This is a genomic window from Methanobacterium sp. CWC-01 (assembly GCF_030323845.1).
GTDB lineage: Archaea > Methanobacteriota > Methanobacteria > Methanobacteriales > Methanobacteriaceae > Methanobacterium > Methanobacterium aridiramus.
On record NZ_CP040735.1, the window covers coordinates 23,920 to 38,324 of the forward strand.

The 14,405-nt window shown below is 43.3% G+C and carries 10 protein-coding genes; 9 read left to right on the top strand and 1 reads right to left on the bottom strand.

Annotation, left to right across the window (positions count from 1 at the left end; all coding sequences use genetic code 11):
* Positions 1-175 precede the first annotated feature (175 nt).
* The 9 genes from FGU46_RS00120 to FGU46_RS00160 all read left to right on the top strand — a co-directional run bounded on the left by FGU46_RS00120 (position 176) and on the right by FGU46_RS00160 (position 13,623).
* Positions 176-3,904, top strand: a complete 3,729-nt coding sequence (locus FGU46_RS00120; protein WP_286475235.1) for a glycosyltransferase — start codon at positions 176-178, stop codon at positions 3,902-3,904.
* Complete coding sequence (locus FGU46_RS00125; RefSeq protein WP_286475238.1) at positions 3,897-4,835, top strand: GDP-mannose 4,6-dehydratase; 939 nt, start codon at positions 3,897-3,899, stop codon at positions 4,833-4,835. Before FGU46_RS00120 ends, FGU46_RS00125 begins: the two co-directional genes overlap by 8 nt.
* Positions 4,836-4,913: 78 nt before the next feature.
* Positions 4,914-7,310, top strand: a complete 2,397-nt coding sequence (locus tag FGU46_RS00130; protein WP_286475241.1) for a glycosyltransferase family protein — start codon at positions 4,914-4,916, stop codon at positions 7,308-7,310.
* Positions 7,311-7,347: 37 nt separating this feature from the next.
* Positions 7,348-8,670: a UDP-glucose dehydrogenase family protein gene (locus tag FGU46_RS00135; protein WP_286475243.1), complete on the top strand. Its 1,323-nt coding sequence runs from the start codon at positions 7,348-7,350 to the stop codon at positions 8,668-8,670.
* 51 nt (positions 8,671-8,721) lie between these two features.
* Positions 8,722-9,510, top strand: coding sequence for an ABC transporter permease (locus FGU46_RS00140; protein WP_286475246.1), 789 nt, complete (start codon positions 8,722-8,724; stop codon positions 9,508-9,510).
* A 15-nt stretch (positions 9,511-9,525) separates the two neighbouring features.
* A complete protein-coding gene (locus FGU46_RS00145) occupies positions 9,526-10,263 on the top strand; it encodes an ABC transporter ATP-binding protein (protein WP_286475248.1) in 738 nt (245 codons plus the stop codon).
* 29 nt (positions 10,264-10,292) lie between these two features.
* Positions 10,293-11,246, top strand: a complete 954-nt coding sequence (locus FGU46_RS00150; RefSeq protein WP_415926578.1) for a glycosyltransferase family 2 protein — start codon at positions 10,293-10,295, stop codon at positions 11,244-11,246.
* Positions 11,247-11,266: 20 nt separating this feature from the next.
* Entirely contained in the window at positions 11,267-12,154 is an 888-nt protein-coding gene (locus FGU46_RS00155) for a glycosyltransferase family 2 protein (protein ID WP_286475251.1), read from the top strand.
* A 65-nt stretch (positions 12,155-12,219) separates the two neighbouring features.
* Positions 12,220-13,623 carry an undecaprenyl-phosphate glucose phosphotransferase gene (locus FGU46_RS00160; RefSeq protein WP_286475253.1) on the top strand — a complete coding sequence of 468 codons (1,404 nt, stop codon included), beginning with the start codon at positions 12,220-12,222 and terminating at the stop codon, positions 13,621-13,623.
* A 41-nt stretch (positions 13,624-13,664) separates the two neighbouring features.
* Here the strand turns inward: FGU46_RS00160 and FGU46_RS00165 are convergent, their stop codons facing one another.
* Positions 13,665-14,363 carry a DUF169 domain-containing protein gene (locus FGU46_RS00165; protein WP_286475256.1) on the bottom strand — a complete coding sequence of 233 codons (699 nt, stop codon included), beginning with the start codon at positions 14,361-14,363 and terminating at the stop codon, positions 13,665-13,667.
* Positions 14,364-14,405 lie beyond the last annotated feature (42 nt).

Below are 14,405 nucleotides of genomic sequence, written 5' to 3' on the forward strand. Positions count from 1 at the left end.
GGGGATCCCCTACTAGAGGGCTCCTTAAACTTAATATTTTTACGAGAATTATATAATAAGAAAGAAACATATTGACAACAAGTAATCATAATTGAAATAGCTAAAAAAAAGACATGCTAAGATATTTTTGGTGAACTGATAATACTTGATTCAGATTTGAAGAGGTAAAAATAACATGAATCGTCTGTGGAATAGTGTGATGCGCCCCATTCTAGAAGGCATCCATGCCAAATATATAGTTGAAGTGGGTTCCGATGATGGTATAAATACCAGAAACATTTTAGAATACTGCCGGGACCATGATGCCCATATGACGGCTATTGATCCCCTTCCCAAGTTCGATGTGGATCAATACCAAGAAGAATATGGGGATAAATTCGAAATTTACCAAGAACTGAGTCTGGACCGATTACCCCAATTAGAAGATTATGACGCCATCTTATTAGACGGTGATCATAACTGGTACACTGTCTACCATGAATTAAAAGCCATAGAAGAGAGTTTTAAAAATAAAGAGAAATATCCAATCATATTCTTACATGATGTAGGCTGGCCCTACTCCCGACGCGACCTCTACTACGATCCAGAAACCATCCCCCAAGAGTACCGACACCAGTACCAGAGACAGGGAATACTCCCCGGCCAGTCCCACCTGGCCGAGAAGGGTGGACTGAACCCGGGCCTTTTTAACTCCATAAATGATAATGATCCTAAAAATGGAGTTTTAACTGCTTTAGAAGACTTCAGGGAAGAGTCTCATCTAAAACTTAGTTTTAGGTGTGTCGATGCATTTTTTGGACTTGGAATTTTAAGCCCCCAAGACCCTGAACTGGACGAAATGATAGATACCGTTATTCATAATGTTGATCTGGCCCATATCCTGGAAAAGGAGCGAGTGAAATTAACTATTGCCGAAAGTGAAGCAAGAAGTCTTAATCACCGAATCACATCTCAGTTAGAGGAAACTGAAGATAAATTAGGTCAAACTGAAGAAGAACTGACTGTATCCAACGAGTTAATCAGAAAGAAGGATATCTTAATCCAGGCCCTGAAGAAAAAAGAGAGGGATTTGGGTGTGTTGAGTGGTCAGCTTGATAATCTTACTGCTCGATTTTATGAACTGGAATATCAGAGCAATAAAAACCGCTCCTTCAAGCAGAAACTCATTTCAAAATTCCCCAGCCTGTACATCATCCTCAACCGGAACAACCAGGGCCTGAAAAACACTTACCTAAACATCAAAGGCCACCACGCCATCCGAAAGAACCACCTATTCAACATCGGATACTACCTCCAAAACAACGGCGACGTGAGAGTTTCAGGTGCAGATCCCCTGCTTCACTACTTGTATCACGGCTATCAGGAAGGAAGAAACCCCCACCCCCAATTCGACACCAAATACTACACCCAAACCTACCCCGACGTCCAAAAATCCAAACTAAACCCCCTCATACACTACAGCCTCTACGGAAAAAAAGAAAAAAGAAAAACCTACCGCTCCCGAACTTCAACATCTGAACTGGAAATTCTGGAGAAAATCGACTCGGAAAAAACATTCCACCGCCAGGTACGAGGGAAACCTGAGAAATTGAACATCGCTTATGTGTTATGGGATTTCCCGGCACTATCACAGACCTTTGTAATGAATGAGTTACGGTGGTTGGTTGAAAATAACTATAATGTGAAAGTTTTCTACAAAACCAGACCAGATAAAGAGGCTAAACTTGATTTTGAAATTGAAGCTATCCACATTGAAGATGCCCCGGAACTGATTAAGAAAATCAAGGAACATGATATCAACGTAATGCACACCCATTTTGTCTACCCGGCCTGCACCCTGCTCACCTACCCTGCTGCCGAAGCTACTGGGGTTCCTTTCACCATTTCTGCCCATGCCATAGATATCTTCCATCATCTAAATGATGAACGGAATAAGATCGGTGAAATTAGTAGAAATGATCTGTGTTTGAGGATTTATGTGCCTGGAAAGTTCCATTTTAATTATTTAGCTCAGAGGGGTGTTCCTGAACAGAAGATCATGTTTTTACGTCAGGCCACCAGCTACGAAATTGAAAAGATTAATCTGGATGACCCCCGGTTCAAACGGGAGATTAAAAATGTAATAACCATTGCTCGGTTCATTGAAAAGAAAGGAATTGATACCCTTATTGAGGCCGCTAAAATTTTGGAAAATGAGGATCTGACCTTTAAAATTTATGGCTACGGCCCGCTGGAAGAGGACCTGAAAAAGCAGTGTGAAGAATTGGAATTGAAGAATGTTATCTTCGAAGGCCCCATTAAGGGTGATGCTGCTCTTAAGGAAAGCTACCAGGACGGGGATATATTTATATTACCCTGCAGAAGAGCCGCTAACGGAGACATGGATGGGATGCCCACGGTTATTTTTGAAGCCATGGCCTATGGAATCCCCGTTATAACCACCAATGTGTCTTCTATACCCGAATTTGTTTTAAACGATTATTCAGGATTCGTGGTTGATCCCGATGACCCCTCGGCTCTGGCCAGTAAAATACTTCACGTTAAAAACATGCCCCTAAACGATCTGACCGCCACATTGAGACATGCCCAGGAACAGGTGCAGAAAATTTCCAATGTGAATGAAACCATCGAGACCATGGTCGATATCTGGAGCAACCATAAAATCGACATATTCATGGTTACCTACCAGAAAGGGGATTATAAAGATTTAGAGACCATGAAGGAAATTTTGGACCGTATTTTCAGACACACCACTCTTGACTTTGATTTAACCATAATCGACAATGGTAGTGATGAAGATTTCAAGAACTTCCTTCTGGAATATTCACAATCATATCCGAACATCTCCCTGATATTCCTAAAAGAAAATATACAGTGCGGTCCAGCATCTAATCTGGCTTTAGAGAAAATGGAAAACGAATTTGCCATTTACATTTGCAGTAATGAAGGATTTGTTCTAGAACATGACTGGGAACGTGAAGCTTTAAGTTACATGAAAAAACATCCACAGGTGGGAATCGCTGGCAACCTGATTCATTCACCGAGTTTCTACAATGGAAGAACCTACCGAGAACAGGAATGGTTTAAGAAATTTAGGAATAAAGAACATATCCTAGGAAAAGATGACGTTCCATTCCGACACGTGCAAGGCGGGGCCTATATTCTACGGAGAGCAGCCTACCAACAAAGCGGAGGATTCAATCCACTTCTACCCCAGGGTCATATGGACGTGGAATACAGTTACTACCTGGAAAGTAACGGCTGGGAGTTAGGTGAAGTCCCAGATTGGGTTTCACTTAGTAAAAAAACCCGTCCAGGAGTTTTCACCTTCCTTGATGAGAACACAACCTTGGTGCATCCTTTAAAATTAGAGGAAACAAACCAGATAGAACAGAGCACCTTAAATTGCAATATCTGCCATGGCCAATTGAAGGATAATATATGTACTTCCTGCAATTCTGACAGTTCTGAAAGGGCCATATACCGGATAATTGGGAAAACAGATAAAACACACCGTTCCTTAAAGTGCACCTTATTATTAGACCATAACAGCATCCACAACACACTCACCGAACCATTTTTCAAATTGGTAAATCAGAAATACTCCAAAATTAGCATCAAAGAGCCTTTAGATGACGTTTTCGAGGATTTAACTGAACAAACTGACGTGTTAATCACTAATATGGATTTAGGCACTGAATATAAGAAACTGCTCACTAACATTGTTGATAAATTAAGTGGAGAGGGAATATTGGTCCTGCAATTATCCAACGACCAGATCATAAACAATCAGATAAAAGAATTTTTAAGCAGCCAGGATTTTTCCATTAAAAGTGTTGAATTTGTCTCTTTAAAATTAACAAACAAAGAATTCATTGTTGTGGAGCGTCTATCCCATGTATAAATATTTGCTGATTGGTGGTAATGGTTTTATTGGTACAAACATCATATACAAACTCCTTGAAAAGGGAAGGGATGTCTATTGTATTGATGTTTACGATTCCAACACCAAAAATATTGATGATAAACATTTTAAGAGTTTCATTAACGATTTAAGCGATACTGACCTGGTGAAAGAGTTGGTGGACGCCACCGATATTATAATCTACTTGGCCTCCACTTCCAATGTAAGAGATTCATCCAGTGATAGTCTAATCGAATTAGGCAATATTGAAAGCTTTATAAACACCTTAGAGATTATAAAGGAATATAAGAATAAAAAATTAATTTTAGCCTCCTCGGGGGGTACGGTGTACGGTGAACCCGGAGATATGCCGGTTAATGAAGATCATTGCCTGATGCCCATATCACCCTACGGAATAGGGAAGGTGTGCGTGGAAAACTTTTTAAAATATTACAGCTCTAAATATGGAATTAAATACGTAATATGCCGATATTCCAACCCCTATGGCCAGTTCCAAAACCCATTTAGCGGTGTGGGGGTAATAAATAAGGTTTTATATGATTATCATGCCGGTAATGAAACCGAGATCATAGGAAATCCTGATGCCTCGGTTAGGGACTATATTTATATCTCGGACCTGGTGGATGCCACCCTAGAAGTTGCCGAAAATAAAAGTGCCGAAAATAACATCTTTAACGTTGGAAGCGGAAGGGGACACTCCCTAACTGAAATTCTAACCGAAATCGAATCGGTTCTGGGCTATAAACTGAGACTGAAAAAAGGAAACTTTGGAATAGAGAATGTATCCAAAATCGTTCTGGATATAACCAAAATTAACGAGACTGTGGGATGGAACCCTAAAATAGGCTTAAGAGAAGGTATTAGTTTAAACAATGAGTGGATTAAGCAGATTTTAGATGTTCAAAAATGATTTGTTGATCAAAATTTAAAAACATCACTTGATTTAGCTGATCGTTACCTCTGAAGTTGTGAGTATTGAGTGTGAAAAATGAAAAAAGAAATTCTCATTGACACCATAAAAGAAATCGAATCAATTCGAAAAGAGACGAGGGATTTGGGTGTGTTGAGTGGTCAGCTTGATAATCTCACTGCTCGATTTTATGAACTGGAATATCAGAGCAATAAAAACCGCTCCTTCAAGCAGAAACTCATTTCAAAATTCCCCAGCCTGTACATCATCCTCAACCGGAACAACCAGGGCCTGAAAAACACTTACCTAAACATCAAAGGCCACCACGCCATCCGAAAGAACCACCTATTCAACATCGGATACTACCTCCAAAACAACGGCGACGTGAGAGTTTCAGGTGCAGATCCCCTGCTTCACTACTTGTATCACGGCTATCAGGAAGGAAGAAACCCCCACCCCCAATTCGACACCAAATACTACACCCAAACCTACCCCGACGTCCAAAAATCCAAACTAAACCCCCTCATACACTACAGCCTCTACGGAAAAAAAGAAAAAAGAAAAACCTACCAAGTTACAGAACCATCCCCCAAACCAGCCGTGGTGCTGACTGAGAGGGAAGCCCAGGCCAGGCATGAAGAAATTTTGAAGAAAAATAGTTCACTTTTCGATCTTCATCCCTTTGATGATACCGCACCGCTAGTTTCCATCATCATATTAAACCGGAATGGCATGGAACACCTGAAAAGGTTGTTTAAAGACTTTGAAAAGAATATCCAGTACCCTAATTATGAGGTCCTAGTTGTGGATAATGCTTCTACTGATGATTCGGTGAGTTTTTTAGAAGAAATTGCTACTGAAATCCCATTGAATATAATTAAAAATACCAAGAATGAATCATTTTCCAAGGCCAATAACCAAGCGGTTAAGGTTGCCAATGGGGAATATGTGCTGCTCCTTAATAATGACACCGAACCCACCTATGGTTGGCTTAATCAGATGATGCACACCGGACTTAAGTACCAGAGAGTAGGTACGGTAGGGGCTAAACTGGTTTATCCCGACTGTTCAGCATCTGTTTTTAATAAACACAATTCCTTCCGGATTCAACATACCGGGATAGTGTTTCAGAATCTCCATAATTTCTTCCGGCCATACAACCGCGGCAGTGGAGGAGAACCATTTGATTCAGCCTATAATTCGGAGCATTACAGTGCCGGGAATACGGCGGCTGCTTTGCTTGTCAAAAAAGATTTGTATCAGGAAGTGGGTGGATTGGATGAAGATTACTATTATGGTTACGAAGACGTGGATTTCTGTCTTAAATTACTAAAAAACGGTTATAAGCATATCTACTGTCCTACCGCACTTTTATTCCACTATGAATTTGGATCGGATGAGAAAATTGAGGATTTCAACCATAGAGATAAAAAATTTGAAAAAAACCGCAATCTTCTCATGGATAAATGGTTTGACTGGCTTTCTGAACATTTTTATGAGGATAAATTGGAAGACAAGGGTATCTTCTCGGAAAAGGCACTTAATGTTGCCTTCGTGGTTACCGAGTGTGGTGTGGATGCTTCTGCCGGGGATTACTTCACTGCAATGGAACTTGGCGAAGCCCTCCAGGAACTGGGTTGGGGAGTCCATTTTCTACCCCGAAGTGACCCTGAAAACTGGTACAATGTCCCTGATGAGATAGACGTACTTATATCCTTACTCGATGCTTACGATCCCCGGAAGGTCAGAAGTAACAATCATTATTTGGTAAAGATTGCCTGGCCCCGTAACTGGTTCGACCGCTGGGCGGCACATCCCGGTCTACCGGAATATGATCTCATCTTCGCTTCCAGCCAAACCGCATGTGACTACATTAAAAAGAATAGCAAACGATATGCAGTTTTACTCCCCATTGCCACCAATATTTCCCGATTTAATGAGGATGTTGCACCGCGGGAGGAGTTTTCCTGTGATTACTGTTTCACCGGTAGCTACTGGGATAGTGAGCGGGATATAATCACCATGCTGGATCCGGAGAGTCTTCCCTTCCAGTTCAAGTTGTACGGTAAAAACTGGGAGCAATTCGAAAAATTCCAGGACTATTACCAGGGATTTATCAACTACTCCGACCTGCCAGCGGTCTACGCCTCCACCAAAATCGTCATCGATGACGCCAACCATGTTACTAAAGAGTACGGTGCTGTGAACAGCCGGGTCTACGATGCCCTGGCCACCGGGACCCTGGTAATAACCAATGGTAAAATCGGAGCAGAAGAAACCTTTAAGGGCCTGCTACCCTACTTCACCACCAAGGAAGAACTGGCACAACTTCTCGAATACTACTTAACCCACCCCGAAAAAAGGATAAAAATCGCCCAAAAACTGCAAAAATACACACTCCAAAATCACACCTACCAAAACAGGGCACAAACCCTTAAAAAAACCCTGACTTTATGGTATGAACTGCAGCTTTAATCTATGATGAACCTAATTAATTAATTCAGATGATAACATGAGAATTACAGTTATTGGAACAGGATACGTTGGTTTAGTCACTGGAACTTGCTTCTCAGAGATGGGAAACAAGGTTTTCTGTGTCGATATTGACCAGGGGAAAGTTGAAGATCTCCAGAAGGGCATCATCCCCATCTATGAACCGGGACTAGAGGAACTGGTAATTAAAAATCAGGATAATGGTGACCTTCATTTCACCACCGACTTAAAAAAAGGCCTTGATAATTCTGATATCTGTTTCATAGCAGTGGGAACCCCTATGGGTGAGGATGGGAGTGCGAACCTGGATTATGTGCGGAGTGCGGCAAGAGAAATTGGGCAAATCCTATCCCACAACCTGATCGTGGTGAATAAGTCCACTGTTTCGGTGGGAACTGCTGAGAAGGTGAAAAAAACCATAGATCAAGAGCTAGAAAAAAGGGGGGTGACTTACCAGGTCCATGTAGCCTCAAACCCTGAATTCTTAAGGGAAGGTTCAGCAGTATCAGATTTTATACGCCCGGAAAGGGTGGTCATTGGATCTGATAATGAGGGAGTGATAGAAACCCTGAAGGAATTATACACCCCCTTCACCATTAACCATGAACAATTCATAATAATGGATGTGCGCAGTGCGGAAATGACCAAGTATGCCTCCAATGCCATGTTGGCCACACGCATCTCATTTATGAATGAAATGGCCAATATCTGTGAACTGGTGGGGGCCGATATAAATAATGTCCGGGAAGGGATGGGCAGTGACACCCGAATAGGATACAGCTTCCTGTATCCTGGCTGTGGTTACGGAGGAAGTTGCCTCCCCAAAGACGTTAAAGCTTTAATCAAAACCGCTTCAGAATATGGCTATGAATCCAGGATACTCAAGGAAGTGGAACTGGTTAACGAAAAACAAAAACTGGTGTTGGTGAATAAGATAATTAAGAGATTTGGAAAGGATCTATCACCATACACCTTTGCAGTGTGGGGTTTAGCCTTTAAACCTGGAACTGATGATATGAGGGAGTCAGCAGCGGTGATAATCATTAAGGAGTTAACTAAATTAGGTGCTAAAATAAAGGCCTATGACCCACAAGCAACTACCAATGCCCAGCGGTATTATTTTAAAAACAATCCCCATATAGAATTTTCACCAAACAAGTATGATGCTTTAAATGATGCGGACGCCCTCCTCCTGGTCACCGAATGGAAGGAATTCCGAAGTCCCGATTTTGACGAGATCAAAGAGCGAATGAAAAATGAAATTATTTTAGATGGTAGAAATCAGTACAATCCACAGATCCTTATAGATTTGGGCTTTGAATATTATCAGATTGGTAATTAAAACGAAACATCTAAAGGTGGCTTCCAATCTAACCTTAAATGGAGTTAATTGATGATATTAGATCATAGATTTATTGCAAATTTTAAAAAGTACCAATTTCTACTTAACCAATTGGTATCCCGGGATATCAAAATTAAATATCGGAGATCTGTTCTGGGAATATTCTGGAGTTTTCTAGAACCCCTACTGACCATGATCGTTTTGACCATCATCTTTTCCACACTTTTCAAGGGCTTCGGAGTAAGCAACTACCCGGTGTACCTATTAACTGGCCGGCTGATCTTCACATTTTTTGCCAGCGGTTCCAGTGCTGCTATGCGCTCCATTAGGGGTAACGCTTCTATAATAAAAACCATTTACGTTCCCAAGTACATTTACTCATTGGCGGTGATAATTTCCAACTTTGTAACCTTCATACTGTCACTGGTTGTCCTGCTCTTGGTGATGTTAGCCACTAATGCCCCCTTCACCATTTACCTGGTACTAACCATCCTGCCCATCATGGTGTTACTCGTTTTAACCATAGGCGCCGGTCTGATCTTAGCTACTTTTAATGTGTTCTTCCGGGATATAGAACATTTATACGGGGTCTTTTTAACTCTCCTAATGTACGCCACACCTATTTTTTATCCGGCCAGCATCGTACCGGAAAGCTGGAGGTTCATTCAAACACTTAACCCCCTATTTGGAATTATTGAGTCCTGTAGGAGCGTTTTTATCTTCGGAACCATTTATGACCCCTTACAGCTATTGTGGCCGGCAGTATCATCACTCATTATACTACTAACCGGATTGTTTGTTTTTTATAAATCCCAGGACAAATTCATACTACACATTTAAGAGAAAGGTGAAATATTGGAAGAAACAGTTATAAAGATTGATAACGTGGGAATGAAGTTCAACCTGAGCCAGGAGAAAACCGACAACCTCAAAGAGTACGTTATCAAATTTTTGAAAATGCAACTGAGATTCCAGCCATTCTGGGCCCTTAGGAAGGTTTCACTGGAAGTAAAACAGGGTGACCGGGTTGGGCTGGTGGGTTTAAATGGCGCTGGGAAAAGTACGTTACTCAAATTAATTTCAGGAGTAATGAAACCCACAGAAGGCAGTATAGAAGTTAAAGGACGAATATCACCTTTATTAGAAATTGGATCTGGATTTGATCCGGACTACACTGGTAGGGAGAACATATTTCTTAACGGAGCCCTGATGGGCTACTCTAAGGATTTTTTAGAAAGCAAATACCAGGAGATCGTTGAATTTTCTGAACTGGAAGATTTCATTGACGTGCCCTTGAAAAATTATTCAACTGGTATGCGGGCCCGCCTGGGATTCTCCATAGCCACCTCGGTACAGCCCGAGATATTAATCCTGGATGAAGTGCTATCGGTGGGTGACGCCAGATTCCAGGAAAAAAGCAGACTCAGGATGGAATCCATACTCGGCGGACAGGTTACCCTACTATTCGTTTCACACTCCACCGCACAGGTAAAAAACATGTGCAACCGGGCCATATGGCTAGAAAAAGGCAGATTAGTTATGGATGGTTCTGCTGAGGAAGTATGCGCTAAGTATGAAGAAAGTATCCGATAATTGAGTTATTTACATAATTTCTGGTGCCTATGATGAATATAACCGTCATCATCCCTAACTACAACGGCAAACAATACCTGAAAACCTGCTTCGAGTCGGTAAGGATGCAGAACCATCTTCACCAGGTGATCGTGGTGGACAACGGCTCCAGCGATGGTAGTGTGGATTTTATAAGAGAGAACTACCCCGATTTCACCCTCCTTGAAAATGAAAAAAACCTGGGCTTCGCTGCAGCGGTGAATCAGGGGGTTAAGGCCAGTCGTACTGACTATTTTTTTCTGCTCAATAATGATGTGGAACTGGAGCACAACTGCACCTCCAACCTCCTGGAATGTATAGAAACAGATGAAAAAATCTTCGCTGTGTCATCCAGGATGGTGCAGTATCAGGACCGGGGTAAGATGGATGATGCCGGGGATGAGTACACCATACTGGGCTGGACCCGGAGGGTGGGTTATGATAAACCAACTGAGAAGTACAATGAACCCCAGGAAGTGTTCAGTGCCTGTGGGGGGGCATCACTTTATCGTAAAAAGGTGTTAAGGGATATTGGCTACTTCGATGAGAACTTCTTCACCTACCTGGAGGATGTGGATCTCAGCTACCGGGCCCGGATTTATGGTTATAAATGTGTTTACTGCCCCGGGGCGGTGGTGTACCATGTGGGCAGTGCCACCAGCGGAGGCCGCTACAACCAGTTCAAGATACCACTATCTGCCCGGAACAACGTCTATCTCCCCTACAAGAACATGCCCTGGCCCCAGCTTATGGTAAATATGATATTCCTGCTAATGGGCTTTTTCATCAAATACCTGTTTTTTTTACGGCAGGGCTATGGTAAACTATACCTCCAGGGATTAAACGAGGGGGTACATTCTTTAAATGTAATACGTCGCGTAAAATTTAAGAGGAAACACTGGAAGAACTACTTTAAAATTGAGTGGTTACTCATCAAAAACACGTTACTATTTATCTTCTTCTAGAAACAATCATAACAGAGAACATGAAGGATCTCTCCATAATTATCGTCAACTACCGCACCTACCAGCTAACCCGGCAGACCCTGGAATCGGTGCTGGAAAAGGACCATCCCTTCGACTACCAGATCTACCTGGTGGACGACCACTCCGGGGATGGTAGTTTGGAGAAGTTACAGCAAGAGTTCCAGGGCATGGAGCTCATAACCTTCATTGCCAGCCCGGAAAACCGGGGCTTTGCCCATGCCAACAACCTGGCCCTGGAACAAATTAACTCCCGGTATGTGCTGTTGTTAAACTCGGACACCCAGATCATCGGTGACTGCTTGGAGAAGTGTCTGGAGTATATGGCAAAGGACCCTGAAGTCGGGGTTCTGGGATGTAAGGTGTTACTGCCAGATGGTAGACTGGATTTAGCCTGCCGTAGGAGCTTCCCCACCTTCAGCGTCTCTTTTTATCGGATGACTGGTCTTTCCAAGCTCTTCCCACATAGCCGGCGTTTCGGCCAGTACAACCTGACCTATCTCGATGAGGATGAAACCTATCCGGTGGACTGTGTGGTGGGGGCCTTCATGTTGGTGAGATGGATCACCATCCAGGAAGTGGGACTCCTGGATGAGGATTTCTTCATGTACGGGGAGGATATTGACTGGTGTTATCGCATCAAATCTGCTGGGTGGAAGATCATCTACTACAGCCCGGCCCAGATACTCCACCATAAGGGTGGTAGTGGGGCTAATGAGAAACTCCTGAATGAATTTTACCGGTCCATGTACCTCTTTTATAAAAAACATTACCAGATGCAGTATTCCTGGTATGTAACTGCCCTGACCTACGGGGGGATCGGTGTTATATGGGGGTTGAAACTTTTCTTTTTAAAAATAAGAAAGTTTTTTAAGTACTTTGCTAAATAAATAAAGTATAAACCCGGTGAATCCCAAAACTTAATTAATTCGATATCATTCGGAGTGCTTTTTAAATGATCAAGCAGTACCAGAGATTCTTAAACCTGATCCTCATCTTCATCGACCTGGCGGTCATAACCTTCTCCCTTTTCCTGGCCTGGTACATACGCTTCGAAACTAATCTATTGGGCTTCGGTAGGAGTGAATGGGGACTTTACCATTACATGATGCCCCTAGTTTTGATTATCCCCATGTATATTCTCCTGTATTATAATTTCCATCTGTATGACCCTCAGAGGACCAGCCGGGACATTGGATCCGAGGCCTTCGAGATCATAAAGGCCAACATCGTGGGTGTACTGGTTCTGGTGGCGGTGCTCTTTGTACTGGATTTAACGGATTACTCCCGGTTTTTACTGGCCATGTTCGCCATTTTCAGCACCACCTTCTCCATCCTGGAACGCTACCTACTGCGCCGTACACTGCAGTATTTCCGCAGCAAGGATTACAACATTAAATATATCCTGGTAATAGGAGCCGGAGAACTGGCAGAGAAGTTCAGCCGGAAAGTGGCAGATAACAATTACCTGGGCTACCGGATCATAGGCTTTTTAGATGATAAAAAAGATTTAGGTTATGAAATCCTTCATTCCCAAGTCATTGGTAGAATAGAGGAACTGGAACAGGTGATAATGACCAAAGAGGTGGATCAGGTCATCGTCACCCTTCCCCTACGACACTACGACCTCTTCGAACAGATCGTAGACACCTGTGAGAAGCACGGTATCAAAGCCGAGATCATACCCGACTACTACCGTTACTTCCCGGCTAAGCCTTACATAGACCTCATTGATGATATGCCCCTTATTAAGATACGCTACGTGCCCCTGGACAATTCCTTTAGAAATGCCATGAAGCGGATTTTAGATATCATCTTCGCACTGGTGGCCCTGATAATTCTGTCACCCCTGCTGGTGGTGGTGGCCATCCTGGTTAAGGTAAATTCCCCCGGCCCCATCATCTTCCAACAGGTACGGGTGGGTCTTAACCGTAAAAACTTCCAGATGTACAAATTTCGCAGTATGAAGGTCCAGGATGAGGAAGTGGAAAAGTCACAGTGGACCACCAAAGACGACCCCCGTAAGACCCGTTTCGGATCGTTCATACGCAGGACCAGTATCGATGAGTTACCCCAGCTGGTGAATATCTTAAAAGGTGAAATGAGCCTCATCGGCCCCCGACCAGAACGGCCCCTCTTTGTGGAGAACTTCCGGGACCAGATACCCAAGTACATGATAAAACACCATGTACGTCCCGGGATGACAGGGTGGGCCCAGGTTAACGGCTACCGGGGTAATACTTCCATCAAGAAAAGGATAGAGTATGACATTTACTACGTGGAGAACTGGACCATAGGATTGGACATCAGAATATTCTTCCGCAGCCTGTTCCACCTTTTGGATGAAAATGCCTACTGATTTTATTTAGGTAAGAATCGCTCATTTCTGGAAAATAGGTGTCACAGTTCCCCTTCCGGAAACTTTACCCCGGCCTTACCAGCCGAAGAATAGGGCAGGGCTTTAATAAGGTTGTCCAGACGCTCGTAGGGTATTGTTAAAAACAGGGTGTTTTCTTCAAATCCATGATGTTTTCTAGCGGTCCAATCTCCCAGAGAGAGGTTGGTCTGGCCCGACATCACCGAATAGGATATCACTGCGTGGCACAGGGCCCCGGTGGGCTCGATGCGGGGTGGTATCCCATCCCAGTAGGAGTCCAGATGCAGCAGCCGGCAGCCCAATTCAGGGTTCACCAGGAAGATCACCACATCGGGGCGGAGTTTGGCCTTGGATAGGGGGGTGAAGATGATCTTATCAGCCACCCCGGTGGGAGGAGGAGTGTTAATGGTTTGGCTGCGCTCGAAAGCCACCACTGAATGATAAAGCTTCTCTCCACGGGTTAAGAAGCGCTGGATGCGCCTCTTCCTCTGGGCGGTGGGTGGTTCGGTAAGTCCACCGTGCCAGGTTCCACCGGGACACCGGGAGGTATTCTCATCCAGTATGAAACTCTCACCATCGGCAGTGCGGCGCAGAGCCTCGCAGATGGGCACTTTATCATGTTTATCAGATTCTATCTGGTCAATGGTGAAGGTCACGGCCACTGGCTCATTCTTAAGGTGTAAAACTTCCTTCAATATTTGGGACTGTTCCTTGAGATTCATCTTATACCTCCTACAACTATTTTTTTATATAGAAATTCAACA